This is a genomic window from Mesorhizobium sp. M1A.F.Ca.IN.020.03.2.1, from assembly GCF_004023205.1.
Taxonomy (GTDB): Bacteria; Pseudomonadota; Alphaproteobacteria; order Rhizobiales; family Rhizobiaceae; genus Mesorhizobium.
The window spans coordinates 13,533-40,018 of the sequence record NZ_RZSV01000014.1; the positions used below are offsets into that span (position 1 = coordinate 13,533).

Here is a 26,486-nt window from a genome sequence, read left to right on the forward strand (position 1 = left end):
GGCTTCCCGCCTATTGCAGCCGCGGGATGACGGCGACCGGGCGATAACCGTGCGTCGTGAGGAATCCCGCCAGCCTTTCGGGATCCGGCCGCAGCGGGTCGCCATAGTCGCGCGCATGAATCCCGCCCGAGACATAGAGCACGTCGAACCCGTTGTCGGCGGCACCCTTGACGTCGGTCATCATGCCATCGCCGATGGCGAGAACCTGTTTGCGCTCGACCGCGTGGCCGAGCAGTCCGGCGACCTCCTTCATGGCGAGGTTGTAGATCGGTGCGAAGGGCTTGCCGGCAATCAGCGTGCGGCCGCCGAGCTGCGCGTAGTCGCGCGCCAGCGCGCCGGCACACCAGATGGTGCGCTCGCCGCGCTCGACCAGGATGTCGGGGTTGGCGCAGATGAAGGGCAGGTTGCGGGCACGCAGCCGCTGCAGCAGTTCCGCGTATTCGGCGGGCTTCTCCACCTCGTCGTCGTAGAACCCGGTGCAGACGACGCCGGAGGCTTCGAATTCCTCCACGAGTTCGACGTCCAAGCCGTCATAGAGGGTGAAGTCGCGCTCGGGCCCGATGTGGAAGATCTTCCTCGGACCCTCGGCGATCAAGTCGCGCGTGACGTCGCCCGAGGTGACGACGCGGTCATAGGCATCTGCCGGAACGCCGATCGCATGCATCTGCGCAACGACGTCGGCGCTGCGCCGCGGCGAATTGGTGATCAGCACCACCGGCACTTTTGCCGCGCGCGCCCGGGCAAGCGCCTCCGCGGCGACGGGGAAGTGCCATTCGCCATTGTGCACCACGCCCCATACGTCGCACAGGATGGCCGCGTAGTTTTCTGTCAGATCGGTGAGCGAAGCGATGATGTTTGGCGAGTCCGCCATGCCGTTATCCTGAGACTGGTCTAGGCAAAGCCGCGACAGCCATCCTTTTGGTTCGGAGGCCGCCATGGCCGGTCCCGCATAACCGAAGCGCTCCATCCTGTCACCAGCTTTCGCCATCGCCGCCGGGACGAGCCGCGACCACGCCCGTTCGGAAGCGTAGGGTTAACACGCCGTCAAAATGGCGGTGCGTGCTTGAACGTTTCGGGCAAGCTGAAATTTAAGGATCTATGACCATGGTAGCACCGAACTAGGACCATGGTCGTATACCGGTATGGGTCTTTTGCGGGGGCTGAGCGCAATGATCGGCAGATTTATAGGCGACAAGCGGGGCAACTACGCCCTGTTGACAGTCATCACGATGGTGCCGCTGATGGGTGCCGTGGCACTGGCCGTCGATTTTACGGAAATGGTTAGAGAGAAGCAGGAGACGCTCAACGCCCTAGATGCTGCTGGGGTCGCGACAGCGCAACAGATCGTCAGCGGAGCGAGCGACGCGGACGCGAAGGCCTACGCCAAGCAGTTCTTCGAGGCCAATCTCAGGCACGTGCTTCCGGCCAACACGACGCTGACCGTCACGCTGCCCAACAACAATGCCGGCGGCGGCACCCTGGTCCTGGAGGCGTCCCTGAAATATCACCCCTATTTCCTGCCGGCGGCGGCGATGCTGCTCGGCGGGACTGCGGGCGACCACGTAGTCAATGTTTCGGCGAGGTCGGAAATCCGACTTAAGAACACGCTGGAAGTGGCGCTCGTGCTGGATAATTCCGGATCGATGTCGACCCTGGGCTCGGGAACCGGGCAGAAGCGTATTGACCTGCTAAAAGCCGCCGCCAAGCAGTTGGTCGACACGCTGGCGCTGCAGGCCAGCAGATGAAGCAGATCTCCAAGCCAGTGCAGTTCTCGCTGGTTCCGTTCTCTGCCTCGGTCAATGTCGGGCCGACGCATGACGGCGACAGCTGGATGGATCAAGATGGTATCTCCCCGGTCCAGCACGAGAATTTCGACTGGACGACGATGAGCGCCGCCAACGATCCGAACAAGTACGCCGAGAAGGTCAATGGCGCCTGGTACAAACGCGGTGACGGTTGGGGCGATACCAAGGGTGAGCCCCTGACCCGCTTCAGCCTTTATGCCGACATGACCGTGGAATCGGGTCGCGAAGAGGTGCCGAACTCAAAGCAGTACATCTGCGACGCGTACAACAAAAAGGGCAAATGCACCGACGGACATTGGACTGACCCGCAATATGTCTACACTACCAGCCGCTATGCGAGTTGGTAGGGGTGCGTCGAAGCGAGGCCTTATCCCTACAACGACGACGACACGACGCCGACCACGTCCAATCCTGGGACGCTCTTTGTGCCCATGTTCGCTCCGGACGAGCCCGGCACGCTGTGGCGCGACTTCAACCGCGACGGCACGAATGATGTCAACAGCTTGAGCTACGGCTACGAGAACAATTGGTGGGCAGACTGGCCTTATTCATTAAACCCAACCGCGGTTCAGCGGCAATCGGACATGCGGAAGTACTTTCTGGTGAAGCCTTACGGTTCGACTTCGGCCGGTGCCGGTGACGGCCCGAACGCAGCCTGCACCACCAGTCCAATCACGCCCCTCAAGGACGTCACGGTGAGTGCGCAGAAGCAGCAACTGACTGACGCCATCAATGCTATGGCGCCAACTGGCAATACGAACGTACCCGAGGGGCTCGCCTGGGGCTGGCGGACAGTCTCAAGCAACGAGCCCTTCACCGAAGGTCGGCCAAACAACGAAAAGGGCAACGACAAGGTCGTAATCGTGCTGACCGACGGCGCCAATACCTACAGCGCGATCAGCGACGCCAGTTACGCCAACAACCGTTCCACCTATGCGGCCTATGGCTATACAGGCAAAGTCAACTCCGCACTGGCAAGCGTCACGCGCCTGTTCATGAATACGAGCACCGCGGTGCCTAAGACCACCTATACGGACGGCAACTACACCGCCGCGCTTGACGAACAGATGCAGACGCTATGCGCCAATGCCAAGGCGGCCGGGATCATGGTGATGACGGTCTCGCTCGATTTGGTTGACACCAAGGCGGACGAGAAGAAGGCCATGGCTGCGCTGAAGGCTTGCGCTTCCGACTCCCGCTTCCGCAGGGACCCGGCCGACCCGAGCAAGCCGGCGAAGCTATTCTGGAACTCGACCGGCGCCACGCTTTCTGACGACTTCAAGGCGATCGGCAACGAATTGTCGAACCTGCGCATCGTCAGTTGATCCGAAAGAGCAACCGCTTGCTGAAGATGCGCGAATTCTGGCTTCGCTTTTGCCGCGACCGGCGCGGCAACTATGCCCTGATGACGGCGATCGCCATGGTCCCGCTGATGGGCGCCCTCGCAATCGCGGTCGACTTCACCGAACTCAACCGTCAGAAACAGATGGTGCTCAACGCGCTCGATGCGGCGAATTTTGCCGCCGCGAGGCGGTTGGCGGAAGGTGCCACCGACGACCAGATCAAGGCCTATGCGGTCGACTTCTTCAACGCCAACCTCAACACCATCGACCCCGCGGACGTAGCGCTCAACATCACCCTGCCCACCAGCCAGGCCGGCGGCGGCTTGCTGACAATGAGCGCCACTCTTACTTACCATCCCTATTTCCATCCGGCTTCGGCAATGCTCGTCGGCGTCGACGGAGTCGACGCGAAAAAGCCCGTTGAGCTCGAGATGAAGTCACAGGTGCGCTTGAAGAACACACTGGAAGTGGCGATGGTGCTCGACAATTCGGGCTCGATGTCGACGAAAGGATCCGGCACGGGGCAGAAGCGCATCGACCTGCTCAAACAGGCCGCCAAGCAGTTGGTCGACACGCTTGCGCAGCAGGCGGCGCAGATCAAGCAGATCGACAAGCCGGTCCAGTTCAGCCTGGTGCCCTTCGCGGCTTCGGTCAATGTCGGACCGGACAACGACAACGCCTCCTGGATGGATGTCTACGGGCTGTCGCCTGTCGCCAACGAGAATTTCGACTGGTCGACGCTCAACGCCGCCGACAAGCACGCCCAGAAGATCAACGGCATCTGGTACAAGAACGGCACCGGCTGGGGGACCGAGGAAGGCCAGGCACTGACCCGCTTTTCGCTCTATCGCGACATGAAGGTGGTCACCAGCCACGAGCGCATCGTCGGCAGCAAGCGCGTCGTCTGCGACGAATACCGGTCCAACAACACCTGCAAGCGAAGCCACAACGAATACGACTACAACGACACCTACGGCCCGTTCGCGAGCTGGCAGGGCTGCGTCGAAGTGCGTCCCTACCCTTACAATGTCGACGATACGCCTGCGTCCGGGGGGCCGAACAACACCGGCATCGGCGTCGGCGACCCGGCGACAATGTTCGTGCCGATGTTCGCGCCCGACGAACCCGGCAACCACTGGAAGGTGACGCAAGATCCCGACGAGCCGAACCCCGCGACCTACGGCGCCGCCAACAGCTGGTGGAACGACGATCCGTCGAGCACCACCGGCAAGACGCGCCAATCCAATATGGCCAAGTATTTCATGCCGCGGCCGATCAATGCGCCGGTGCTGGCAACGGGCGCCGGTCCCAACTACAGCTGCACCACGACGCCGGTCACGCCGCTCACCGACGTCACCACCGCGGACGGGCTGGCCGCGATCAAGGCGGCTGTCGACCTGATGCAGCCCAACGGCAACACCAACGTGCCGGAAGGCATGGCCTGGGGCTGGCGCACCGTGTCCAGCACGGCGCCCTTCACCGAAGGGCGGCCGGAGACCGAACGCGGCAACGACAAGGTCGTCATCGTGCTCACCGACGGGGAGAACACCTATTCGACGGTGAACTCCGATCCGGCCGGCAACAAATCGACCTATGCGGCCTACGGCTATACCGGCGTCGGCTACAAAGGCACCTCGGTCACCCGCCTGTTCGGCGGCACCTCCAGCGACATCGGCCAGTTCAACTATTCCTCGGGCAACTACACCAACGCGCTCAACGAGCAGATGGCCAAGCTCTGCGACCACGCCAAGGCGGCCAACATCATGGTAATGACGGTTGCGCTCGACATGTCCTCGACCGACGCCGGCGACAAGCAGGCGATGGACGCCCTGAAGACCTGCTCATCCGACTCCCGCTTCCGCAAGGATCCCGCCGACCCCAGCAAGCCCGCCAAGCTTTTCTGGAATGCAACCGGCGCGACGCTGTCCGACAATTTCAAGGAGATTGCGAACGAGCTATCGAATTTGCGCGTGGTGGGGTAAGGGACATAAACTGACGCCGGCGCGCCAGAAGCGAAAAGGCAGGATCAGGGGCTTGATTTCAGATAGTATTCTCTTTCCCCTTCATCGGAGGATGCTGAGATGCTGTCAGACCTCGCGAAACTCATCGAGCAGGATCATTTAGCCCTGGATGCCTTCGTCAAGGGCAATCCCGAACCATTGAAAAGTCTCTTCTCACAACGGGATGACGTCGTCATCGCCAATCCATTCGGCCCGCCGGCAAAAGGATGGAAGAAGGCTGCCGAAACGATGGACCGTGCCGCTACCAACTACCGAGACGGAGAGGTTATCGGCTTCGACCGAATTTCCGAGTACGCAACGACGGATTTGGGTTACATCATCGAGATCGAGAGGGTCCGATCCAAGGTCGGCGGCAGCGACAAGCTTGTTCCGATCGCACTTCGAACCACCACTATATTTCGGCGGGAGAAAGGCGCGTGGAAGATCGTCCTTCGTCATGCTGATCCTATAACCTCGCCTCGTCCGGCAGCCTCGATCGTCGGTGAGTAGAAAGGCTACCAAAGCCTGCGGCGCTGCCCGCCCTGGCGCAACGACCGACGCCGGCAAGTCCCTTGCGCTCGTGCGCGGCACAAGGCACATGTCCGTACCCGCCGGCATCGGACCTTCCCTGCCGCAGGTGCTGGAGATCGAGCCATGCCCGACGCCGCCAACCATTTGACTTTCGCGCTGATCTGCCTCGGCATGGTGCTCACACCCGGCCCGAACATGATCTACCTGATCTCGCGCTCGCTGTCGCAAGGACCGAGGGCCGGGCTGATCTCGCTGGGCGGCGTGGCGCTGGGCTTCCTGTTCTATGTGGTGTCCGCGGCCTTTGGCATCACCGCGCTGATCTTCGCGGTGCCTTATGCCTATGACGCGCTGCGCTTTGCCGGCGCGCTTTACCTGCTGTGGCTCGCCTGGCAGGCGCTAAGGCCCGGCGGCCGCTCGCCATTCCAGGTGCGCGAGCTGCCGAAGGACAGGCCGCGCAAGCTGTTCGTCATGGGGCTGATGACCAACCTGCTCAATCCGAAGGTGGCGGTGCTCTATCTGTCGCTCTTGCCGCAGTTCATCAACCCGGCCAAGGGCCATGTGCTGTCGCAGCTTCTGGTGCTCGGCGTGACGCAGATCTCGATCAGCCTGACCGTCAACGCCATGATCGCGGTGACGGCGGGCTCGATCGCCACCTTCCTCGCCGGACGGCCGTTCTGGCTAGTCGTCCAGCGCTGGATGATGGGCACGGTGCTGACGGCGCTGGCTTTGAAGATGGCGACCGAGGCGCAGCGCTGAGATCGGATGATCAGGGCTATGGCTGTTATCCGCTGAAGGCCTGCTTCAAAAACGTGTGGACGTCGCTTGCCGATTTTTCGGCCGCAGCTGCGTTGTACTCCACCCGGTGGCCATACTGCTCGGTGCCCGTCTTGAATGACCGGGAGGCAAAGGCGTGGCGAGCGCCCTTGAAGACATCAAGCTGCACGGCGCTGCCCTTGCCGCTGCGCTGCGCCATCATTTCCCGGCAATTTTTGGCGGGGGTCCAATCGTCGAGCTCGCCGATCAGGATCAATGTCGGGACCGCCACGTCGCCATTCGTAGCCGAACAATTCGGATAGTAATTGACAGCCGCCTTGAACTTGCGATCCATCAGCCGCTCGGCGCCGCCAAGTTGCACGGCCGCGAGCGTTGCGATCCCACCGGCGGAGAACCCCATCAACGCTGTGCGCTGCGGGTCGACGAAACTCAATTTCGACAGGAACTCCAAGGCGCCGTAGGCGTCATAAACGCGATCAGCAAACAGGCTGCCATCGGCGAGCAGGCCGTGATCACACGTCTCGCGAACACCGCGCGTGCTGAAGCTGTCGACAACGAGTACGACGTAACCCCAGGAAGACAATCGCTGCGACCAGGTTTTCTCTACAGTTGGGAATAGGCCCGAACATCCATGGAGAACGACGACCGCCGGGAACGGCCCCTCACCCGGCGGTCGCGTCAGATACCCATTCAATGGCGTGCCAGGAATGGCCTGGAGCGCTCGCCCGTTTTGTTGCGCAATGCGCTGCTGAAACGGCGTCGGCTTCACGGCCGCGCTTTCAAAGTGCGCCAACTCGTCAGCGTTGGCACGCGTAGTATCAATGCAGCCGACAGCCCAAAGCCCGGCCACGAATGCCGCCCCCTTGAGCGACCTCAAGAACATCTTCATGAACCAGGCTCGGTAAACCGTTTCGGGCCGTCTGCTTTGTTCGAGCCGGCGCGGCCTACATCGGCCGGCGGATGGGCCGGATATCCTGCGGCTCCACCACCTTGCGATAGAGATGCCAAGTCGCGTGGCCGAGGACCGGCATGACGACGGCAAGGCCGGCAAACAGCGGGATCGAGCCGATCACCAGCAGCACCGCGACCGTCAGGCCCCAGAGCGCCATCTGCAGCGGGTTGACTATTACGGCGCGCGCCGAGGTCTCGATCGCGGAGACGGCGCCGACGTCGCGGTCGAGCAGCAGCGGGAAGGCAATCACGGTGGTGGCGAGCACCACGACCGCGAAGACGAGGCCGGCAGCGTTGCCGAGCAGGATCAGCGTCCAGCCCTTGCCGGTCGTCAGCACGTCGCGCAGGAAGGTTCCGACGGAGGCGGGCGGCTCGGCGCCGAACAGGCTGGTGTAGATCGACTGCGCGGTGAACAGCCACAGAAGGAACAGCGCGAAAAGCAGGACGCCGATCGCGGCGATCGAGGGCAGCGCCGGCGAACGGCGCACGTCGAGCGCATGGTGCCAGCGGCTGCTCATGCCGAGCTCGCGCCGGCGGCTGATCTCGTAGAGGCCGATCGCCGCAAAGGGGCCGATCAGCGCGAAGCCCGACATCAGCGGATAGACGAGCTGGATTGCACTCGAGCCGGAGGTCCACCGCGTCAGGATCAGGCCGACGACCGGATAGATCAGGCACAGGAACACGTAGTGCGAGGGCTTGGCCCAGAAATCCTCGGCGCCGAGCCTTAGCGCGTCCCATAGATCCGACGTGGTGATGTGGCGCACCGTGGGCTGCACATGCAGCCCTTGCGCGTCCGCCATGACATGAAAACCAGCCATAACCGTCCTCCGTATCGCTCGGGGGGCGGTCACCGCCTGGGTGGCCCGCCCGTGGCTGCCACTTCTAGAACGCCGGGATGATAACCGATCTCCCGGAGGATGTCGCCGCATAACGCGATTTTCATCGGCTGCCCGGCAAAAGCCACGATCGCCGGTATCAGAGGCCGGATGACCAGCCTGACCACCGATTCCCCCAATCTCGACAGACGCACATTGCTCAAGACCGTCGGCCTTGCGGCGCTTGCCGGCATTGCCGCCTGCACAAGCGTCCCGCTGCCGACCGGCGAAGGCGCCGGCGTGTCGTCTTCCGCCACAGGAACGTTGAGCACAATCCGCACATCGGCCGGACTGCCGGCGCTCATCCCGGACACGCAGCTCGAACAGGCGGCGCTGCAGCAGGCCGGCTACATGGCGTCGCGCGCCCGTATGAGCCACACCACGGGCTGGGGCAAGGATTTCGCCTCGCGCATGAAGGGCAACGGCGTGCGTGGCGCCGCGGGCGAAAACATCGCCGAGGGACGTTTCGACCTGCAAAAGCTGTTCGACATCTGGATGCATTCGGACGGCCACCGGCGCAACATGCTCGACCCGGACTTCAGCCGCTTCGGGTTGGCTTACGTGCGCGACGGCCGCGATCCCAGCCTGCGCTACTGGGCACTGGTGCTGGGCCGTTAAACTCAAGAGCGGCCTCTAGCGAGCGGCTCCGCCACTAGCATATGACCGACTAAGCTCGCCTTTTGACCCGCTCCTGCCTGTCCGGTTTCGGGTGGTAGCATTCGGAAAGCGGACACACTCGTTGACTGGTGCGACCGCTAAAATGCCGTTTGCCGGACACGGCGAGGATGCCGAGGGCCTCTGGTATATCGATGTGATGAATCGTTTCGCGCTCGTGTCGACAGGATTCAATGATCTCGGCCGGCGGTGACAACGACAAGCATTGCGTTGCGCTCTATGCGCCCGACGCCCGCTCTCTAGAACGACGACAGCCCCGAGACGAAGACACGGAAGGCCGGTACCCAACCTGCGGATGAGAGTCTGATCAACCGTCGTCTCTAGTTCCGCTCCCAGCCCTGTGCAGCTTCAGCCCAACTGCATGGCAAACCTGCCAAGCAGGCGAGCCTTCTTGCCTTCAACCTTGACAGGGAACATGAGAGACTAGTCGTTTAGCTTTCCGCCACGGTGTCCCATCGTCATCTTGGATGCGTACATCGTCGGTGAACGCTTGCCTGGAAGGTTCGCCTCGAGGACGATCTGCTCGACGAACCCCTGGTTCATTTCGAATTCGACGCATTGGTTGAGTTTGTCCACGATCCAGACCGCGTAGCCCTCTAGCTGCTTCTTGTCATATCCGGAGTCATCGTCGGGAATCTTTGGTTCCGGAGCTGCTGGAATCAGCATGATCTTGGGTTTTGGCAAATCATACGTGTGCCCTTCATATGCGTAACCGAATATCACCCCGGAGGTGAATTCCGTCTTGGGCACCGATGGCTTAACGTCGATTGCGCCGATCATGACCATGTAGTTGGCTATTATCGAATTGACAAAAACGTATGAACTATTGGTTGCATTGATATCAAATATATCTTTCAGAACTGTCATTGTGTCATCGCTTGCAGGGGGATCAATTCCGATTCTAGCGCCAACAAGGGCAAATTGATTATTTAAGATTGCAGTATTTATCTCTGCTATATCATTTCTTGTTTTCAATCGCGGCAAGCCAGGTATTCCATACAAGCGTACTTGCGTGGCATTGAATGCACTGTGGGGATCACGCGTAGTGTAGGTTGGTCTGTGATAATCGTCGCTCATTTTACTCCCTCCTTTTTTGTTGCAGTCGATCAGTTCATAGAATCTCCCGCCATCTGAAGTTTTCTCCAAACTTTTCCGCAAGCGCGGGTGCCACCCGGTCGCTGACATCGACCAGCGTGGCAGCGGCATTCTCAAAGGTCAGGTCATCTGCATCGAGGCGCGGCCATGCCTGAGCAAGTGCGAGGGCGACTTCGTCCCTTGCTCTGATCAGCATGCTTTTGAACATGAAGGGCCGAGCGCGAAAGGCGCGGGACGTGAAATCCGAGATGCGCTGCATATCGGACTGGTCGACATCCTTGATATCGATCCCCAGCAGCCGCTCGTCGGCCAACCCCTCGTGCACCAATGCCGCGTGGTAGACGTCGACGATCGTGTCGAACACAGCTCCCGTGAACGGGCGTGACCTGTCGTGGATTTCGGCCGTCACCTCCGACATGCGGCGTGCATTGCTGGCGAGGCGGATCTGCCGATCGCCAGTCAGTTCGGCAATCCGGCTCAATTCATTGAGAACAAGCAGGTTGCCATCGCAGTGCCGCAGCAGACGGTCCATGCCGCTGTCGAAATTCAGGAAGGACAAGAGGGAGACCAGATCCGAGTTGGCTTCGTGGAACGGTCCGAAATCGCCTTGAGTCAGGCCGCCTGCTGGTGTCCCGAACAGCGAAAACAAGATCGCGTGGCCGACCTCATGTGCGATCACATCGAAGTTGAGCGCATAGGGGTACCTGCCTCCGTCGATGCCGCGCTCTCGGCCGAGTTCCAGATAGCCATAGCCCGATTGCGCATTTTCCCAGTCAACGAAGGGGATGATTTCGAGCCGCTCGTACGTCTCGGCAAAATACCAGACAATCGGTTTGCCGAGGTAGCTTTCCCAGATGTCCAGCACGCGGCTGACCGAGGCGAAAGCGTGCGCAGAAAGGAACTGGCGCGAGGTCAGGGAAAGCTGATCGAAATGGCCGTCAAAGCCAGCCTCGGCAGGCGGAAAGATTTCGCCGACAAACGGTGGCAGATAAGGGTAGTCGTAAGGCTCCTTGTCGAGGAGCGGATCGCGAACGTAGATGCGGTGATCTTCCGGGCCGGAGCGGATCAGATCGGGTGGAGTAGAAATCCATACTGTTTCGGGTGTTCCGTAACCCGAAAGGTGAGGGACCTGCGGGTAGACCAGGAACCGCGTTCCCAGCAACGGATCTTGCGCAACGGCACGATCGACCGCGTCCAATTGCTTGGCCCCCTCTGACACTACCACGCTATCACGGCCCTTACGTTGCGTAAATTGTCGGCCGCCAAGAGGTCAGGGCCTATAGCGCCAGCCCCGCATCATGCATATCCTTGGAGAAGGCCGAGGTTAGCTGTAATTTCGGCATCGGGTGTGCTTTTTCAAATGCTTGCTCCCGCAAAACTTCAAGTGCCCGCAGGGCATCTTGCTTCTTTTGCTGGACGAAAACCGCGCTTAGCTCCCTGCACAATTTCTCGACGTCGTACTTGCCGTCGTGCGCATCCCGGACCATCCGTGCCAGGGTGCGCTGGCGAAAGTTAACGGCCTGTGCCGCACCCTCGAGCCTCGCCCGCTGTTCGGGTGAAATCACGCCGCGCCGGAAAGCAGCGCGAAGGGTCCGGCGCAGATCAATCAGCGCATGCGTCAATTGAGCGAAATTCACCTCGGCCGGTCCATGCAATACTGCTACTGCGTCGTCGGGTGCAAAGGCGAAGCGGCGATACCATCTGTAGATTAGCCCGACGCCTTGCATATGGGGGAACAGCTCGGCTGCTCGAAGGGCACCCATGCTTGCCGCGCCGAAGACATGAATGCCGCGGCTGAGGGCCCACAGGATTTCCTTGTGCCGAACCGCCGGCTCGGCCTGAAAACCGCCGTCTATGACAAGGATCGCACTCGGGTCGAAATGCTGCACGGCCGAAACGATCGAGCCTTGCACGGCCGGGGGAAGGCATACCGCATCGACGACCTTCAACGCGTCGGCATGGGACACGGTAGGGCCGGTGAAGACGAGTTTCGGGCGCATAATCTCTACCCCTGCAAAAGCGGCTGCAAGGCAGGGATGACGATCCTGACAACCGACAGGGCGTCGAGCGGTCGCGTTCCCACCCGGATTAGGTGAACCGCCTCGAACCCTCTTTCTTCGAGAATTGCCAAGAGGACCGAGAGCCCGTCCGATGCCGTGTTGAACTTCTGCTCGGCGAGAGCGCGGAAATCCACGCTGCGCGGGCCATCGCGGAGGAGCCGGCGATGCGCTGCGATCATCTGCCGATCCGGGTATTTCGGATAGAACGCGCGCGTCAGGTCATCGCGCGCGCCCGAGATCGCCGCCAGACGGGCCTGGGCCGCTTCGTAGATGGCGTGTGCCGCCGCGCCGGCGAGACTGAAACCGGCAGCCGAGCCATCAGCCGGATGATCCAAAAGGACCGTTTCCGTCGGTTCGTCTTCCAGCAGATGGCACCACACCACCGGGATGCCCAACGGCGACAAAGCTTGCCAAAGGCCGACCAGCACGTTCTTGGCCGCCAAAGTTTCCAGGAGATCGCGGAGCGACGGATCGTCGATCGTCTCGGGATCGATGCGTTGACGATGGAAAAACCCGTGGGTCCGGTATGCCGTGGCGATCGCGTCGCGTTCGATGCATTCAAGCATGCCATGAACGATGGCATCCGTCTCCTCGAAGCCTGCGGCCAAACCGCTCGTCGATGCCGCGAAAATGCCGTCGTGGGGCAGTGACGGCAACACATAGGCGGTGTGCGCGAGCTCGAACGGGACCAGGTCGCGTCTGCCGGTAAGAAGATTGTCTGCGGCTACCCACGTCGTTTCCCTGCCGCGCCATCCGGGCGCGGTGCCTCCCTGGAGATGCCTTTCGAAACGATCCGGCGGAATGCGCAATTGATCGGCGCAGCCGACGACTGTGTCGAAATTCGCCACCTGCTCTGCAAAGAAGCTCTCGGCCGATTCCAGCATGGCCGATATCGCGGCTTGCGCCAAGGTGGCGCCCTTGCCTTGCGCGACCGCGTTGGAGAGCGAGAAAGGTCTTGTCACCTGCACGACCGGGATGCCGAGTTGGTCGAGCCCGGTAATGTCGGCGATCCGCGTGATGCCCAGGCCTTCGCGCATCTTCATCAGCCTCGCCAGCGCCTCGTCGGGCGGCGGACCCAGGCGTTTATATCGCTCCAGCATCGCGGATGCTCTTGCAGGGCCGGCTAGTGCCGAACGGCCGATTCGGGATTGACGATCAGCGCGGCGCCCGGCTCGAGAGCGGATTTCGCACGTTCGACCCGATCGCGATAGCGCGACAACAGTTCAGGTGCCAGGCCTGATGATTGAAGGGTCTGGTATGTACTGACGAGGAAAGGCACGGCGCTTTGCTCCGCGGCTATGGCGATGCTCTTTTCGAGGGCAGCGATTACGTCCGCCTCCGCATCGCCCTGGAGAAGAAGTAGCTCCGCCTTTCGCCTATAGAGTTCTGCCAGCCAGAAGCGGCTGCCGCCGGCCTCGGCCTGCGCCACAGCCGAGCCCAGCAGAGCGAGCGCCTCATCAACCTCGGCAGTTCGTGTCAAAAGCTCTGCCAGCATGCCGCAATAGACCGGCTCGTCCTCAGGCGTCTGGAACTCGCCATGCAGGCCAAGGCCTTGCCGCATTTTTTCCCTGCCGCTCTCGACCTTGCCGGCGTTGCCGTCGCACCAGCCTTCGAAGATTTGCGCTGCGGCGGCGAGCGCGGGCATATTGTGGTGCTCCGTCAAGTGGCGCAGATCCGCTATCACGCTTCGCAGCATCGAAAAATCGCGACGATAGCAATGCAGCATCGCCTCGTTGAGGTAGGCATGCGCGATGCTGCCGGCATGTCCGGTTTGCTGCGCCCAGCTCTTAGCTTCCGACATCGAATGGATCGAGCTCGCCGGCTTTCCGACGAACCACATCGACAAGGCGCGGTGGGCGAGCCCGCAGACCCTCGCGTCATGCCCGCCGAACAACGCAGCATTGGCTTTGCCCTGGCCGTGCTCATAGAGCGACAGTCCGGCGTCGACGGCCGCGATGCAGCGGTAGTGGCGGCCAAGATTGAAGTCGATTGCCCACACGCAATGCCTGGCCTGGAGTTGCACTTCGGCATCCTTGACATCCCTGAGATCGCTGAGCACGACTTCCGCGCGCTCACCGTCCATGACAGTATCTGTGAACCACCAGCCCCAGTAGATCGGGAACCACTTGGCCCGCTCGGCCACCGGCCGCCGCCGGGCGATCACCACGCCGTCCTCGTACAATTTGCGGGCGGGCGCTGAGTTCGGACCTTCGACAGCGGTCAGGATGGGACCGAGCACGATCATTGCCGATAGCCGCAGCGCGTCTCGCGTGTCGGCTGCCGCAACGCGCTCGCAGAGCGCCAATGCATGCTCGAGTATCTGCCTCGCTTCCGCCATTGCCGAGCGGGACGAGCTTTCCGTGCCTGCGATCACGAACTGAGCGATCGCGTCCTCCACAAGGCCTGCGCGCTCGGCGTGCTCGGCGACCTCGGCGGTGCCCAGCCACCCGGCCAGGTTTCGGTTGCGGCTCACCGCGGTAAACAGGCGGCGATGCAAGGCCTGCCGTCTCTTGCGCAGTGTTGCGTTGTAGATCGTCTCCTGGATAAGCGCATGGCGCACGCCATAGACCGGAACGCCGGAAGGCCGCACGCGGATCAGGAACCCGGCCTCACTCAGCGAGTCCAGCGCGTTTGCGATGATTTCGTCGTCGAGCTCCGGCACCAGCGCGCGCAGCAATTCCTGATTGAAACGATTGCCCGCGACGGCCGCGGCTCGCGCGACTTCGCGTGCCGGCCCCAGCGTTTCGAGCCTGGCCTCGATTACGCTTTCGAACACCGAGGCATGACTGCGCGTCGCGGTCTGCGCCAGCCGATCTGTTGCCGAGGCCGCGTTCTCGGTCATCCACTGGCAGATTTCCTCGATGAACAGCGGGACGCCTCCGGTCACGCGTTCCACCACGTCGAGCAATTCCGGGGAAGTTGACGGCTTGCCTTGCGGCCACATCGCCGCGATCGCCAGCCGCGTTTGCTCGCGGTTGAGCGGCTTTAGCGAGATTTGCCTAGGATTCGATGCTGCCAGCCAGCTCCCGGATTCAAGGCGCGTGGTCGCGATGACAAGCGCCGGGAAGTGACGGGTCGACTGTGCAAGCTCAGCCAACAATTGTCTCGACGTCAGGTCGATCCAATGGATGTCCTCGACCACCAGGAGGATCGGCCCGCTGGCGCACAAGGCTTCGAGCGAGTGGCGAACCGCCCAATTGGCTTTCGCGCGCATCGCCTCGGCGTCGATCTCCTTGAGCATCGGATCGGCTCCCGCAGCGCCGAGCAGGAACGAGAAGATGTCGATGATTTCGGGATCGCGGACGTCATGATGGCGAAATGCCTCCGCCACGGCGGCAGCGCTCAGCTGTCCTTCGTTGCCGGCGAGATCGCCGCGTACGTTCTGTAGCAGCGGATGCAGCGCCGAGTGCAAGCCGCCGGGCGTGCACTGGAAGAACAGCAGTTTCGCGCGCTGGTGACGCGTGCGCCGGCGCACTTCGTGAAGAATGCGCGACTTGCCGATTCCGGCCTCGCCCTCGATCACCACCACGCCGCCGTTTCCCGCAACGGCGCTGGCCCATGCTTCGGCGATCGTGGCGAGCTCGGCCTCGCGAGCGACGAGCGGACTGCTCAGCCGCCCGAAGGCGAAGAATCGATCGACCTCCCGCTTGTGACTCAGCGCGCGCCAGACCAGCTCCGGCTCGGCAAACCCCTTGATCGCATGGGTGCCCCTAAAGCTGAACACATGTGACCGTCGCGCCAGGTTGCGCGTCGCGTCCGAGACGACCACCGTATCCGGCTGCGCGATGGCCTGGAGCCGCGTGGCCATCGCGAAGGCAGGGCCGGTGACATTGTCATGACCGGTGTCGGCGTCACCCTTGTGGATCAGGGTCATCGATGTCGCGATTCCGACCCGGACATGCAAATCGGCGCGGCCTTTGTCCGAACCGACGCGCCTGCAGGCGTCGATGATTTCGAGCCCGGCTCGGATCGCCAGCGATGCCGCGTCCTTGGCGTCCATCTCGGCAGGAAACAAAGCAACGCCGCCATCGCCGACCTCAACCTGGACGGCACCCGAGCATGACGCGACCGCCTGTCTAGCCGCCCGCTGGAAGGCTGATATCAGTTCCTCGAACTCTTCGATGTCCAGGATGGCAAGAAGGTCGGTCGATCCGACCAGATCGTAGCAGAGCGCGGTCAGGATCCGGCGCTCATGCCGGGCTTCGGACGCATTGTTGCCGTTGCCGCCCAGAAAACCTGTTGCCACCGGCGCCGCCGGCAAAGCGACCGGACCCTTGTCCGACATGCTGCGATTTCCTCGCCGAGTGCAGTGACGGCAATATTAGCAAAGTGCGATGCTGTCCACAAAACAGTTGGCCGGTGGGCAGGGCTGGAAAAAGCCGATGCTGGGATCATTATGGAGCTATGCTCATGGAGCAAACTTCCCGTGGCCCTGACACCAGTTGTGACCGCTTTTGGTGGGCGGCCGGGATGACTTCAATGACCGACATGCGGCGCTTAGCGGTCAATTCGGCGGACATAACCGAGCTGCATTTATGGCCGCAATGTCAGCGTGATTGGGACTGGCATGGAGACCGCCACCAAAACATCAATCCATATGAGCGGCCGGCGCGCCGCCGGCGGGCGCGGCCTTCGGCTTGCGCAGCAGGATGACGAACGGGACGGCCAGCAGCGTCATCACCATCAGGAGTTTGAAGTCGTTGATGTAGGAGATCATCATCGCCTGGACGTTGACCAGCCTGTCGACCTGCGAAAGGGCCATGGGATCACCGCTCGCCGCCGCGGGCGAGGCTGCCCATAGGTTGGGGTTGTAGGGGTTGATGAACGCCCCGAGCTCGCTGTGGTTGACCTGCGTGTTCTGCACCATCAGCGCCGCAACCACCGAGACGCCGATCGACGAGCCGAGATTGCGCACAAGGCTGAACAGCGAGGTGGCGTCGGTGCGGTAGCGCGCGTCGAGCGTGGCGAAGGCCACCGCCGAGAGCGGCACGAACACCATGCCCATACCGAGGCCCTGGATGACGCCCGAAGAGATGATCAGCCAGTTGTCCATCTGCGGCGTGAAGCTTGCCATAGTGTAGAGCGACTGCGCGGTGAGCAGGAATCCGATCGCGACCAGAATACGCGCGTCGATCCTGTGCATGATGCGGCCGACGAACAGCATCGAAATCATCGTGCCGATACCGCGCGGGCCGAGCACGACACCGATGGTGACGGTCGGGTAGCCGAAGATGTTGGCAAGCATCGGCGGGAGCAGCGACATCGAAGCCAGGATCAGCACGCCCATGACGAAGATGAAGCCGAGCCCGGTCACGAAATTGCGGTCGAGGAAGATTTTCGGATCGATGAAGGGACGTTCGGACGTCACCGTGTGGATGATGAACACCCAGAAGCCGGTGATCGACAGCGCAAGCTCGATCCAGATCTCTGTCGAGGAGAACCAGTCGACCTCGCCGCCGCGGTCGAGCATCAGCTGCAGCGCGCCGACGCCGAGCGAGATCATGGCGAAGCCGAAGAAATCGAAGCTGCGCACGCGCTTGGCGACGACAGGCAGGTAGGCGGCCATGCCGATGAAGGCGAGGATGCCGACCGGCAGGTTGATAAAGAACACCCAGCGCCAGTTGAAATTCTCGGTCAGCCAGCCGCCGAGCGTCGGGCCGAGGATCGGCCCCAGCATGATGCCGGCGCCCCAGATGGCCATGGCCTGGCCGTGGCGTTCGCGGGGATTGATATCGAGCAGGAAGGTCTGCGACAGCGGCACGATCGCCGCTCCGAACACACCCTGCAGCAGGCGGAAGAGCACCATCGTCCCGAGGCTCCACGCCATGCCGCAAAGCATGGAGAAGATGGTGAAGCCGACGACGGAGGCCAGGAACAGCTCCTTGCGGCCGAGTCGGTCGGCGAGCCAGCCGGTGACCGGCGTCATGATGGCGGCGGCGACGATATAGGAGGTCAGCACCCAGTTGATGTTGTCCGGCGAGGCACCGAGATCGCCGGTCATGGTCGGCAGCGCGACATTGGCAATCGTGGTGTCGAGCGCCTGCATGACGGTCGCCAGCATCAGCGCGACCGTGATCAGGCCGCGGTGCGGTACTTCCTTGAAGGGTTCGGGCGTGCTCATGGTGTGGAACTTCCAGCAGGTAACAAAAACGGGTACATTGGGTTGCCCGGCGGCGGCGCCTTCCTTTGAGACCCTCGTCGCGGTGGAACGCGAGGATCGATGTGGGGGTTACATCGACCGAAAGTCTCTGTTGGAGCGGATGCCTGCCGCCCGGAAACCTGAGGACCGACGGATCCGTGTCGAAAGCCTCTGCCTTGGATCGACCCGCGACGCGGCTCGCCTCAAACGCTCGGCTTTCCCACCCCTCCCCTCAGTCCATTCCCTTGCGCCCGCTCATGCCCGCGGGCTTCACTTTGCGTTACTGCGCGTGCTCGCCGGCCGTGGCGTGACCGAAGATCGACGGCAGGCCGCGCGCGACGCCGGTATCGACGGTGACCGTCGCGCTCATGCCGGTGCGCAGCGCCATCTTGGCGTCGGGGTCGGTCAGTTCCAGGCGCACGGGGATGCGCTGGGTGACCTTGACCCAGTTGCCGGTGGCGTTCTGGGCGGGCAGCAGCGAGAACTCGGCGCCGGTGCCGGCGCCGATCGCCTTGACGGTCGCCTCGAAGGTCCGGCCCGGATAGGTGTCGACCACGATCTCGGCCTTCTGGCCCGGCTTCATATTGGTGAGCTGCGTCTCCTTGAAGTTGGCGTCGATCCAGGTGTCGTCGGTCTCGACCAGCGCGAACAGCGGCGTGCCGACGGAGACATACTGGCCGACCTTGAAGGACGAGGCCTGGTAGACGATGCCGTCGGACGGCGCCTTCACCGTGGTCTGCGAGAGGTTGTAGGCGGCCTTGTCGCGCGCGGCGAGCGCCGACATCACGCTTGGATGCTTGTCGGTCTCGATGTCGGGGTTGCCGCCAAGCGCCGCCTTGGCACTGATGATGCCCTGCTCGGCGACCGCGAGCTGCTGCTTGGCCTTGTCGAGGTCGTTGCGGGCCTCGTCCAGCGACGACTTGGCATTGATGCCCTTCTCAGCGAGATCGGCGGCGCGGTCATATTGCGACTGCGCATAGTCGACCTCGCTCTTGGCCGACTTCTGCTGCGCCATCGCCTGGCTGTAGGCGGCGCGCAGCTGCTCGACATTGAGCCGCGCGGCGGCAACAGCCGCGTCGGCCTGGGCCAGCGCGATCTTGTAAGGCTCGGGGTCGATGACGAAGAGAAGGTCGCCCGCCTTGACCGTCTGGTTGTCGGCAATGCCGACCTGGACGATGCGGCCGGCCGTATCCGAGGCAATCGAAATCCGGGCCTGCTGCAGGTTGGCGTTCTCGGTCTCCTGGTAGCGACCGCCGGTGACCCAGACATAGGCGCCGCCGGCGAGCAGCGCCAGCGGCAGGGCGACCATCAAAAGGAAGCGGCCGGTGCGGCGCTTCTTCCTCGGTGCTGCCGGTGCGGGCTGCGGCTCCGCTGCCGCGGAGACTGGCGCAGCCTCCGGCTTCGCCGGCGCCTCGATCTCGAGCTTGGTGACGTTGTCGTCTGCTTTCTTGGCTGCCGCGTTCATGCTGCCCGCCCTTCCGTATTCTTGATTTTTTCGAGGGACGACGTCTCGCCGTCGGTCAAATTCTGCACGATGGTGTCGAGCACCCGGATCAGGATGCGACGGTCCTCCGGCGATACGCCGATGAGCGATTCCTCATAGACTTCGCCGGCGAGGCTTTTGACATCGGTGTAGGCTGCGTTGGCCTTTTCGGTCGGGAAGATCATGCGCACACGCCGGTCGGCCGCGTCGGCGCGACGCTCGATCCAGCCGCCCTCCTCCATCCGGTCGCAGAGGCGAGAAACGCTGATCGGCTCGATGTCGAGCAGCTCGGCGAGCCGCGCCTGCGCGACACCGGCCTCCTTGGCGACACGGACGAGAAGCCGCCATTGCGCCGAGGAAAGGCCCAACCCGCTGGCGCGCGCCTCAAAGCGCTTGCGCATGAGGCGCTGCACGTCGTGGATCAAAAATCCCAATCTGTCGATGCCATCTGAAACCATGAGCGGCATATATAATAAGCGTGCTTACTATTCAAGTGGCTGCGTTGTTCCAGAAGCCGGCAACCGCACGCGGCCATGCCAGGGCTGCATGGTCGAAGCTCGCCAAGGCGGGCATGAGAGCGCCACAGAGCGCCGGCTCCGGCGTCGTCTTCAGGCAATGGGTGCATGGCATGGTGCCAACTGTCTAGGATTCACAGTGTTTTAGCAGCTGCGCTGGTGCCGTTCGGCATGTTTGTGATACATCTGCCGGCGAGGATCGGGGGATCATCGCAATGCCGACGCTCTATGCACTGAAGCCGGCTTTCCAGGACAGGCTGCGGCCGCTGGTCAACAGGCTGGCGGCGATGGGTGTGACGGCCAACGGCATAACGGTCGCGGCTGCGCTGCTGTCCATCGCGGCTGGATCGGCGATCGCGGTCCTCCCCGGTTGGAGCCCGCTGCTCTTCCTCATCCCCCTGGTGCTTTTCCTGCGCATGGCGCTCAACGCCATTGACGGCATGCTAGCGCGCGAGCATGGCCAGGCCTCGACGCTCGGCATGTACCTCAACGAGATCTGCGATGTCGTCTCCGACCTCGCGCTGATCCTGCCCTTCGCCGCCCTTCCTCAATTCGGCGCCTGGGGCGTCGTCTCCTTTGCCATCGCCGCGGCGCTCACCGAGTTCGCCGGCGTGCTCGGCATCGCAGCCGGGATCGGGCGAAACTATGCCGGGCCGTTCGGCAAGAGCGACAGGGCGCTGGCGCTCGGCGTGGTCGCCGTGCTCGCCGCCGCCGGGCTCTGGCCGGAGGCAATCGCCCCGTTTGTGTTTCCGGCCATGGCTACGCTTTCGCTGCTGACCGCCATAAACCGGATACGCGCCGGTCTTATTGGCAGCACCGGCTGAGCACCGAGACTCGCCATGCCGCCCGGGGGAACCACCATGCTTCACGAACAGGTCGCCAGCGCGCCGGCGGAAAGCCTTGCGCGGCAGGCGCAGGAACGCACCTTCCGCAGCCATGACGGCACGCAGATCTTTTACCGCTACTGGCCGGCGATGCAGGCCAAGGCCAAGGGCGCGGTCGTGCTCTTCCATCGCGGGCACGAGCATGGCGGCCGCATGGCGCATCTCGTCGACGAACTCAGCATGTCCGACTACGCCTTCTACGCCTGGGATGCGCGCGGCAACGGCCGCTCCGCCGGCGAGCGCGGCTACGCTCCGTCTTTCGCCGCGCTGGTGCGCGATATCGACTGTTTCATGCGTGAGATCGCCGCCAGGGACGGTCTTGCCGCGCAGGACATCGCGTTGATCGCGCAGTCCTTCGGCGCGGTGCTGGCGGCCGCGTGGGTGCACGACTATGCGCCCAAGCTGCGCGCCATGGTGCTCGCCTCGCCCGCCTTCTCGGTGAAACTCTATGTCCCTTTCGCCAAGGAAGGCATCGCGCTGTGGCAAAAGATCAAGGGACGCTTCTTCGTCGATTCCTACGTCAAGGCGAACCTTCTCACTCATGACCCTGTGCGCATTGCTTCCTTCGAAAACGACAAGCTGATCACAAGGCCGATCGCCTCGAACATCCTGGTCGAGCTCTATCAGCACGCGGCGCGCATCGTTGCCGATGCGCGCGCCATCACCGTGCCGACGCAGCTTCTTCTGTCGGGCAGCGACTGGGTGGTGCGGCACGCGCCGCAGCACGAGTTCTTCGTCAATCTCGGCAGCCGCGCGAAGGAGCGCCACGTGCTGCCGGGCTTCTTCCACGATACGCTGGGCGAGCGCGACCGCGCCAAGGCGCTCGACCTGATCCGGCCGTTCCTCGAAGCGCAGTTCGCGGCACCCGCGGAAGCTGTAGAGCTGAAGCAGGCGGACATCGCCGGCTACACGCGCGACGAGGCCGACCGCCTCGCCTCGCCGCTCGATCTGCTTTCGCCCAGGGGCCTCTACTGGGCTATGAGCCGCGCCTGCATCCGCATCGGCAGCTGGTTCTCGCAAGGCATGAAGGTCGGCGTTACCACCGGCTTCGATTCCGGTTCGACGCTCGACTATGTCTATGAGAACGAGCCGCGCGGCCTGGGGCCGATCGGCCGCATGGTCGACCGGACCTTCCTCGACGCCATCGGTTGGCGCGGCATCCGCCAGCGCAAGCTTCACATCGAAGAGCTGATCGGCTCGGCGCTGGCAATGCTGAAGGCCGCTGGGCGGCCGACCAACATCCTGGACATTGCGTCTGGTCACGGCCGCTACGTCCTCGATGCGATCGACATGAGCCGGGAGCAACCGACCAGCGTTCGGCTGCGCGACTATTCCGACCTCAATGTCGAGCTCGGCCGCAAGCTGATCGCCGAGCGGCAATTGCCGGCCAGCGTGTCGTTCCAGCGCGCCGACGCCTTCGACGGCGATGGGCTCGCCGCGCTCGATCCGGCGCCGGACCTCGCCATCGTCTCCGGCCTTTACGAGCTCTTCTCCGACAATGCGCTGATTGCGCGCTCGCTCGGCGGCCTTGCCCGCGCCATGCAGCCGGGCAGCCTGCTCGTTTACACCAACCAGCCCTGGCACCCGCAGCTCGAAATGATCGCGCGCAGCCTGACCTCGCATCGCGGCGGCCAGGCCTGGGTGATGCGGCGGCGCACGCAAGGCGAGATGGATCAGCTGGTCGAGGCGGCAGGCTTCGAGAAGCTCGACCAGCGCATCGACCAATGGGGCATCTTCACCGTCTCGCTGGCAAGGCGGCTTTAGGACCACCGCCGCATGCCTTCCAGTGCCGAGCCCCCGCCACTTTCACCCAGCGCCGAGCCCTATGGGCGTGTCGTCCTGCGCGCAGCGCTGTGGCTCGCTTTCCTCGCGCCTTTCTTCTATTCGACCTACGGCTTCGCCAATTGGCTCGCCTCGACGCGCGACCATGTCGGCAGCATCGTGTTCTCCTGGGAACACCATGTTCCGTTCGTCGCCTGGACAATCGTGCCCTACTGGTCGATCAACCTGTTCTACGGACTGTCGCTCCTGCTCAACGACAGCCGCCAGGGCGTCGACCGGCTGGCCGGCCGATACCTCACCGCGCAGATCGTCGCCGTCGCCTGCTTCATCCTGTTTCCGCTGACCGCCACATTCGTGCGGCCGGAAACGAGCGGCCTGCCGGGTTTCCTGTTTGCGGTCCTCGGCGGCTTCGACAAGCCGTTCAACCAGGCGCCGTCGCTGCATATCGCGCTGTTGGTGATCATCTGGGATCATTGGCGCCAGCGCCTCGCCGGTCCTTTGCTGGGGCTCTGGCACGGCTGGTGCTTTCTGATCGGCGCCTCGGTGCTGACCACCTGGCAGCATCATTTCATCGACATCCCGACCGGCGCGCTGCTCGGCTTCTTTGCCCTGTGGCTCTTTCCGGCACAGGGCCAGCTGCCGTTCGCCGGTTTCCGCCTGACTGCCGACGGCAAGGCATGGCGGCTTGCGCTATACTACGCGCTGGGCGCCGCTCTGGCGCTAACGGGCGCTGTGGTCGGCGTCTTCTTCTCCGCCCTCGCCTTGTTGCTCCTATGGCCTTCGCTGGCGCTGGCCATCGTCGCCTTCGCCTATGCCGGGGCCGGCGCGAAAGTGTTCCAGAAGGCGGTTGATGGCCGTGTGTCGCTGGCAAGCCGCATCCTGCTTTGGCCTTATCGCCTAGGCGCCAGGGTCAATGTCTGGGCATGGACGCGCAAGCTGCCGCCGGTCGTGCCGGTCAGCGACGGCGTCTTCCTTGGGCGGTTCCCGAACGCCGCCGAGGCTGACGGCTTCGGCACGGTGATCGATCTCGCCGCCGAGCTTGAGCGGCCGGGCGACGCGCCGGGCCGCTGGCAAAGCTTCGGCATGCTCGATCTGCTGTCGCCGCCGGCGGACACGCTCGACCAAGCGGTGGCGGCGATCGAGCCGGCGCGCCGGCATGGCACGGTGCTGGTCTGCTGCGCGCTCGGCTTCCAGCGCAGTGCCACCGTCATCGCCGGATGGCTCGTCGCGAGCGGCCGCTCGCACACGCCGTCACAGGCGCGCAAGCAGCTCGCCGCGTCCGGACGACCGGTGCATCTTCAGGTCGGACTGGACGAGCCGGCATGACGGACGAAGCCTATCAGCAGCGGACAGCCGCCTTTGCCGCGATGCTGATCAAGCACGCCGCATGGCCGGCCGCGATCGTGCTCGTCTGCGACGGCTTCGCGCCTTTGGTCGCCTCGGCGCGCGGCGCGCTCCAGGCGCCGATCGCGGTGCTGGCGCTGCTGGTCGCGGCGGCAAGCGCCATCGTGGTGCTTGGGTTTTCGGCGCTTCTCGCCTTCGACGCGCTGTTGTTCCGGCTGATGGCGAGCCATGACAATGAGCGTTCGGGATGCGCCGCGGTCGACGACGTGCTGGCGCGCATGCGGCTCAAGCCTGTCTCCTCGTCTCCGCGCCCGCTCGAGGACCGCATCGCCGGAACGCGCCGCCTGCTTGCCCGGCAGCGCATCGCCTTCGCGATCTTCGTCATCGCGTTCCTGACAGCCGGATTCTGGATGCCGGGATGAACAAGCTGTCGCTCCGGACCTTCACGCTGCTGCAGACGGCGACTTCGGTCGGCCTGTCGGCGCTGGCCCGGGCGGTGACCGGCGTGCGTCCGATCTGGAGCGGCTGCCAGCCATCGGACCGGCAGCGCATCTATTTCGCCAACCACACCAGCCATGGCGATTTCATCCTTTTGTCGGCTTGCCTCAGCGAAAGAGAACGCGCCACCACTCATGCGATCGCCGCCGCCGAATATTGGCGAAAGTCGCGCCTGCGCCGCTTCATCGCCGAGGACATGCTGTCCTCCGTGCTGATCAGCCGGCAGTGGACGAGCCCGGAAGAGAACCCGATCTCCGTCATGCTTTCCGTTCTCGACCGGGGTCATTCGCTGATCATTTTCCCGGAAGGCACGCGCAACATGAGCGACGAGCTGCTGCCGTTCCGCTCCGGGCTCTACAATCTGTCGATGGCGCGGCCGGAAGTGGAGCTGATCCCGTGCTGGATCGAGAACATGTCGCGCGTGTTGCCCAAGGGCCAGTTCCTGCCGGTGCCGCTGCTTTGCCGCGTGGTCTTCGGCGCGCCGGTGGCGGTAGCGCCGGGCGAGGAACGCCGCGCCTTCCTCGAACGCGCCCGGGCCGAACTTCTGGCGCTCAATCCCCGCCCTGATCGAGACGAATGATGCGCCACGAAATCAGTATCCTGATCATCGGCCTTTTCGTGGTGCTGACCACCGCCAGCGCCACCGCCGCCGTGCTGTCGGCGCGCGCGCCGAAGCCGCTCAGCGCGACGCTCACCAACCTCACCCAGCGCATCAATGCCTGGTGGGTGATGGTGGCGCTGATGACGGTCGCCTTCTTCTTCGGCCGCTACGGCATGACCATCCTGTTCGCGCTGATCTCGTTCGCGGCGCTGCGCGAGTTCGTGACCTTGACGCACAGCCGCCGCAGCGACCATTGGGTTCTGCTCGGCATGTTCGGCATCGTCATTCCGTTCCAGTACTGGCTGGTGTGGACGGCCTGGTACGGGCTGTTCGTGATCTTCATCCCGGTCTACTGCTTCCTGCTGATGCCGGCGATCACGGCGCTGCACGGCGATACCGAGCGCTTCCTGGAGCGCGTCTCGGCGCAGCAATGGGCGATCATGATCGCGGTCTATTGCGTAAGCCACGTCCCTGCGCTGCTGACGCTGAACGTGCCCGGCTTCGAGGGCCGCAACCTGGTGCTCGTCGCCTTCCTGATCATCGTCGTGCAGGGCAGCGACGTGCTGCAGTACATCTTCGGCAAGCTGTTCGGAAAGCACCGCTTCTCGCCAAAGGTCTCGCCGTCGAAGACCTGGGAGGGGCTGATCGGCGGGCTCGTCGCCTCGAGCCTGCTCGGCGCGCTGCTCGCCTTCATCACGCCGTTCTCGCCATTGCAGGCCTCGGCCGTCGCCTTCGTCGCCTGCACGATGGGATTCCTCGGCGGGCTGGTCGCTTCCGCAATCAAGCGCGACCAGGGCGTGAAGGATTGGGGGCATCTGATCGAGGGCCATGGCGGCATGCTCGACCGCACCGACAGCCTGGTCTTCGCCGCGCCGATCTTCTTCCACCTGGTGCGCTATTTCTGGACGGTTTGAGCGTCGGCATCGGCGTCTCCCCTGCGCAATTCCAAGGTCGCCTCACCCAAACATCGGAAAATTTTCAGAAACCGTTCGGGATTTCCGGAGCCGGAAGCGCCAAGAAGATCGGGCTGGCGAAAAGACAGGCCGCAAAGCCCGATCTCCCTCTCCAGCCAACTGATTTCCCGGTCGCCGCATCCTCCTAGCGCGGCCGCAACCTTGGTCATGGAGACAA

General features: G+C 63.3%; 24 protein-coding genes and 1 pseudogene. 13 read left to right on the forward strand and 12 right to left on the reverse strand.

Features of this window, described 5'->3' with window-relative positions:
- Positions 1 to 10: 10 nt before the first annotated feature.
- A complete protein-coding gene (locus EOA79_RS04335) occupies positions 11 to 871 on the reverse strand; it encodes a TIGR01459 family HAD-type hydrolase (RefSeq protein WP_164748166.1) in 861 nt (286 codons plus the stop codon).
- A 298-nt stretch (positions 872 to 1,169) separates the two neighbouring features.
- Between EOA79_RS04335 and EOA79_RS04340 the strand changes: the two are divergent.
- From EOA79_RS04340 to EOA79_RS04355, 4 genes and pseudogenes are all read left to right on the forward strand, one after another.
- Positions 1,170 to 3,130 (forward strand): annotated as a pseudogene (locus tag EOA79_RS04340) (TadE/TadG family type IV pilus assembly protein).
- Positions 3,131 to 3,156: 26 nt separating this feature from the next.
- Positions 3,157 to 5,130: a pilus assembly protein TadG-related protein gene (locus EOA79_RS04345; RefSeq protein ID WP_164748169.1), complete on the forward strand. Its 1,974-nt coding sequence runs from the start codon at positions 3,157 to 3,159 to the stop codon at positions 5,128 to 5,130.
- A 99-nt stretch (positions 5,131 to 5,229) separates the two neighbouring features.
- Positions 5,230 to 5,658 (forward strand): DUF4440 domain-containing protein, encoded by a 429-nt coding sequence (locus EOA79_RS04350; protein WP_095824830.1) that lies wholly within the window; start codon positions 5,230 to 5,232, stop codon positions 5,656 to 5,658.
- A 144-nt stretch (positions 5,659 to 5,802) separates the two neighbouring features.
- Positions 5,803 to 6,435, forward strand: coding sequence for a LysE family translocator (locus EOA79_RS04355; protein WP_095801158.1), 633 nt, complete (start codon positions 5,803 to 5,805; stop codon positions 6,433 to 6,435).
- A gap of 25 nt (positions 6,436 to 6,460) precedes the next feature.
- On the opposite strand, the gene EOA79_RS04360 is transcribed toward EOA79_RS04355, so the two are convergent.
- Both EOA79_RS04360 and EOA79_RS04365 read right to left on the reverse strand, forming a co-directional pair.
- On the reverse strand, positions 6,461 to 7,342 hold the full coding sequence (locus EOA79_RS04360) for a dienelactone hydrolase family protein (protein WP_245479159.1): 882 nt from the start codon (positions 7,340 to 7,342) through the stop codon (positions 6,461 to 6,463).
- 55 nt (positions 7,343 to 7,397) lie between these two features.
- A complete protein-coding gene (locus EOA79_RS04365) occupies positions 7,398 to 8,222 on the reverse strand; it encodes a DUF2189 domain-containing protein (protein ID WP_095824831.1) in 825 nt (274 codons plus the stop codon).
- Between the two features lie 168 nt (positions 8,223 to 8,390).
- Here EOA79_RS04365 and EOA79_RS04370 point away from each other — a divergent pair, with 168 nt between their 5' ends.
- Together EOA79_RS04370 and EOA79_RS34045 are read left to right on the forward strand one after the other, a co-directional pair.
- Complete coding sequence (locus tag EOA79_RS04370; RefSeq protein WP_095824874.1) at positions 8,391 to 8,897, forward strand: CAP domain-containing protein; 507 nt, start codon at positions 8,391 to 8,393, stop codon at positions 8,895 to 8,897.
- 121 nt (positions 8,898 to 9,018) lie between these two features.
- Complete coding sequence (locus tag EOA79_RS34045) at positions 9,019 to 9,147, forward strand: hypothetical protein (protein WP_278120304.1); 129 nt, start codon at positions 9,019 to 9,021, stop codon at positions 9,145 to 9,147.
- Positions 9,148 to 9,377: 230 nt separating this feature from the next.
- Here EOA79_RS34045 and EOA79_RS04375 read toward each other — a convergent pair whose 3' ends face one another.
- The 8 genes from EOA79_RS04375 to EOA79_RS04410 form a co-directional block, all read right to left on the reverse strand.
- The gene (locus EOA79_RS04375; RefSeq protein ID WP_127334840.1) at positions 9,378 to 10,031 is read right to left on the reverse strand and encodes a hypothetical protein; all 654 of its coding nucleotides are present in this window, start codon (positions 10,029 to 10,031) and stop codon (positions 9,378 to 9,380) included.
- 34 nt (positions 10,032 to 10,065) lie between these two features.
- Positions 10,066 to 11,247 (reverse strand): hypothetical protein, encoded by a 1,182-nt coding sequence (locus EOA79_RS04380; protein WP_164748165.1) that lies wholly within the window; start codon positions 11,245 to 11,247, stop codon positions 10,066 to 10,068.
- Between the two features lie 79 nt (positions 11,248 to 11,326).
- Positions 11,327 to 12,049: a TfuA-like protein gene (locus EOA79_RS04385; RefSeq protein ID WP_095824834.1), complete on the reverse strand. Its 723-nt coding sequence runs from the start codon at positions 12,047 to 12,049 to the stop codon at positions 11,327 to 11,329.
- Positions 12,050 to 12,054: 5 nt separating this feature from the next.
- On the reverse strand, positions 12,055 to 13,209 hold the full coding sequence (locus EOA79_RS04390) for a YcaO-like family protein (protein WP_095824835.1): 1,155 nt from the start codon (positions 13,207 to 13,209) through the stop codon (positions 12,055 to 12,057).
- Positions 13,210 to 13,232: 23 nt separating this feature from the next.
- The gene (locus EOA79_RS04395; RefSeq protein ID WP_127334839.1) at positions 13,233 to 16,394 is read right to left on the reverse strand and encodes an AAA family ATPase; all 3,162 of its coding nucleotides are present in this window, start codon (positions 16,392 to 16,394) and stop codon (positions 13,233 to 13,235) included.
- 303 nt (positions 16,395 to 16,697) lie between these two features.
- The gene (locus tag EOA79_RS04400; RefSeq protein ID WP_127334838.1) at positions 16,698 to 18,230 is read right to left on the reverse strand and encodes a DHA2 family efflux MFS transporter permease subunit; all 1,533 of its coding nucleotides are present in this window, start codon (positions 18,228 to 18,230) and stop codon (positions 16,698 to 16,700) included.
- A gap of 298 nt (positions 18,231 to 18,528) precedes the next feature.
- Entirely contained in the window at positions 18,529 to 19,713 is a 1,185-nt protein-coding gene (locus EOA79_RS04405; RefSeq protein ID WP_127246848.1) for an HlyD family secretion protein, read from the reverse strand.
- Positions 19,710 to 20,189, reverse strand: coding sequence for a MarR family winged helix-turn-helix transcriptional regulator (locus EOA79_RS04410; RefSeq protein WP_127334843.1), 480 nt, complete (start codon positions 20,187 to 20,189; stop codon positions 19,710 to 19,712). The genes EOA79_RS04405 and EOA79_RS04410 overlap by 4 nt, the downstream gene beginning before the upstream one ends.
- A 20-nt stretch (positions 20,190 to 20,209) precedes the next feature.
- On the opposite strand from EOA79_RS04410, the gene EOA79_RS32635 reads away from it, so the two are divergent.
- The 7 genes from EOA79_RS32635 to EOA79_RS04440 all read left to right on the forward strand — a co-directional run bounded on the left by EOA79_RS32635 (position 20,210) and on the right by EOA79_RS04440 (position 26,269).
- Complete coding sequence (locus tag EOA79_RS32635; protein WP_164748164.1) at positions 20,210 to 20,377, forward strand: hypothetical protein; 168 nt, start codon at positions 20,210 to 20,212, stop codon at positions 20,375 to 20,377.
- Between the two features lie 84 nt (positions 20,378 to 20,461).
- Positions 20,462 to 21,070, forward strand: coding sequence for a CDP-alcohol phosphatidyltransferase family protein (locus tag EOA79_RS04415; RefSeq protein WP_127334837.1), 609 nt, complete (start codon positions 20,462 to 20,464; stop codon positions 21,068 to 21,070).
- 36 nt (positions 21,071 to 21,106) lie between these two features.
- A complete protein-coding gene (locus EOA79_RS04420) occupies positions 21,107 to 22,894 on the forward strand; it encodes a bifunctional alpha/beta hydrolase/class I SAM-dependent methyltransferase (RefSeq protein ID WP_164748163.1) in 1,788 nt (595 codons plus the stop codon).
- Positions 22,895 to 22,906: 12 nt separating this feature from the next.
- Positions 22,907 to 24,238, forward strand: coding sequence for a phosphatase PAP2/dual specificity phosphatase family protein (locus EOA79_RS04425; protein ID WP_127334835.1), 1,332 nt, complete (start codon positions 22,907 to 22,909; stop codon positions 24,236 to 24,238).
- The gene (locus tag EOA79_RS04430; RefSeq protein ID WP_127334834.1) at positions 24,235 to 24,678 is read left to right on the forward strand and encodes a hypothetical protein; all 444 of its coding nucleotides are present in this window, start codon (positions 24,235 to 24,237) and stop codon (positions 24,676 to 24,678) included. The genes EOA79_RS04425 and EOA79_RS04430 overlap by 4 nt, the downstream gene beginning before the upstream one ends.
- Positions 24,675 to 25,334 (forward strand): lysophospholipid acyltransferase family protein, encoded by a 660-nt coding sequence (locus EOA79_RS04435; RefSeq protein ID WP_067324862.1) that lies wholly within the window; start codon positions 24,675 to 24,677, stop codon positions 25,332 to 25,334. Before EOA79_RS04430 ends, EOA79_RS04435 begins: the two co-directional genes overlap by 4 nt.
- A complete protein-coding gene (locus tag EOA79_RS04440) occupies positions 25,334 to 26,269 on the forward strand; it encodes a phosphatidate cytidylyltransferase (RefSeq protein ID WP_128292881.1) in 936 nt (311 codons plus the stop codon). Before EOA79_RS04435 ends, EOA79_RS04440 begins: the two co-directional genes overlap by 1 nt.
- Here EOA79_RS04440 and EOA79_RS04445 read toward each other — a convergent pair.
- Complete coding sequence (locus EOA79_RS04445) at positions 26,251 to 26,478, reverse strand: hypothetical protein (RefSeq protein WP_127240133.1); 228 nt, start codon at positions 26,476 to 26,478, stop codon at positions 26,251 to 26,253. The two genes, EOA79_RS04440 and EOA79_RS04445, sit on opposite strands and share 19 nt — an antisense overlap.
- Between the last annotated feature and the right edge of the window lie 8 nt (positions 26,479 to 26,486).

Coding starts and splice junctions, on each gene's coding strand:
- EOA79_RS04350 (WP_095824830.1), top strand. CDS start 5,230: ATGCTGTCAGACCTCGCGAAACTCATCGAGCAGGATCATTTAGCCCTG.
- EOA79_RS04435 (WP_067324862.1), top strand. CDS start 24,675: ATGAACAAGCTGTCGCTCCGGACCTTCACGCTGCTGCAGACGGCGACT.
- EOA79_RS04395 (WP_127334839.1), bottom strand. CDS start 16,394: ATGTCGGACAAGGGTCCGGTCGCTTTGCCGGCGGCGCCGGTGGCAACA.
- EOA79_RS04410 (WP_127334843.1), bottom strand. CDS start 20,189: ATGGTTTCAGATGGCATCGACAGATTGGGATTTTTGATCCACGACGTG.
- EOA79_RS04405 (WP_127246848.1), bottom strand. CDS start 19,713: ATGAACGCGGCAGCCAAGAAAGCAGACGACAACGTCACCAAGCTCGAG.
- EOA79_RS04415 (WP_127334837.1), top strand. CDS start 20,462: ATGCCGACGCTCTATGCACTGAAGCCGGCTTTCCAGGACAGGCTGCGG.
- EOA79_RS04445 (WP_127240133.1), bottom strand. CDS start 26,478: ATGACCAAGGTTGCGGCCGCGCTAGGAGGATGCGGCGACCGGGAAATC.
- EOA79_RS04355 (WP_095801158.1), top strand. CDS start 5,803: ATGCCCGACGCCGCCAACCATTTGACTTTCGCGCTGATCTGCCTCGGC.
- EOA79_RS04370 (WP_095824874.1), top strand. CDS start 8,391: ATGACCAGCCTGACCACCGATTCCCCCAATCTCGACAGACGCACATTG.
- EOA79_RS04400 (WP_127334838.1), bottom strand. CDS start 18,230: ATGAGCACGCCCGAACCCTTCAAGGAAGTACCGCACCGCGGCCTGATC.
- EOA79_RS04420 (WP_164748163.1), top strand. CDS start 21,107: ATGCTTCACGAACAGGTCGCCAGCGCGCCGGCGGAAAGCCTTGCGCGG.
- EOA79_RS04440 (WP_128292881.1), top strand. CDS start 25,334: ATGCGCCACGAAATCAGTATCCTGATCATCGGCCTTTTCGTGGTGCTG.
- EOA79_RS04385 (WP_095824834.1), bottom strand. CDS start 12,049: ATGCGCCCGAAACTCGTCTTCACCGGCCCTACCGTGTCCCATGCCGAC.
- EOA79_RS04335 (WP_164748166.1), bottom strand. CDS start 871: ATGGCGGACTCGCCAAACATCATCGCTTCGCTCACCGATCTGACAGAA.
- EOA79_RS04425 (WP_127334835.1), top strand. CDS start 22,907: ATGCCTTCCAGTGCCGAGCCCCCGCCACTTTCACCCAGCGCCGAGCCC.
- EOA79_RS04430 (WP_127334834.1), top strand. CDS start 24,235: ATGACGGACGAAGCCTATCAGCAGCGGACAGCCGCCTTTGCCGCGATG.
- EOA79_RS04365 (WP_095824831.1), bottom strand. CDS start 8,222: ATGGCTGGTTTTCATGTCATGGCGGACGCGCAAGGGCTGCATGTGCAG.
- EOA79_RS04345 (WP_164748169.1), top strand. CDS start 3,157: ATGCGCGAATTCTGGCTTCGCTTTTGCCGCGACCGGCGCGGCAACTAT.
- EOA79_RS04375 (WP_127334840.1), bottom strand. CDS start 10,031: ATGAGCGACGATTATCACAGACCAACCTACACTACGCGTGATCCCCAC.
- EOA79_RS04390 (WP_095824835.1), bottom strand. CDS start 13,209: ATGCTGGAGCGATATAAACGCCTGGGTCCGCCGCCCGACGAGGCGCTG.
- EOA79_RS04360 (WP_245479159.1), bottom strand. CDS start 7,342: ATGAAGATGTTCTTGAGGTCGCTCAAGGGGGCGGCATTCGTGGCCGGG.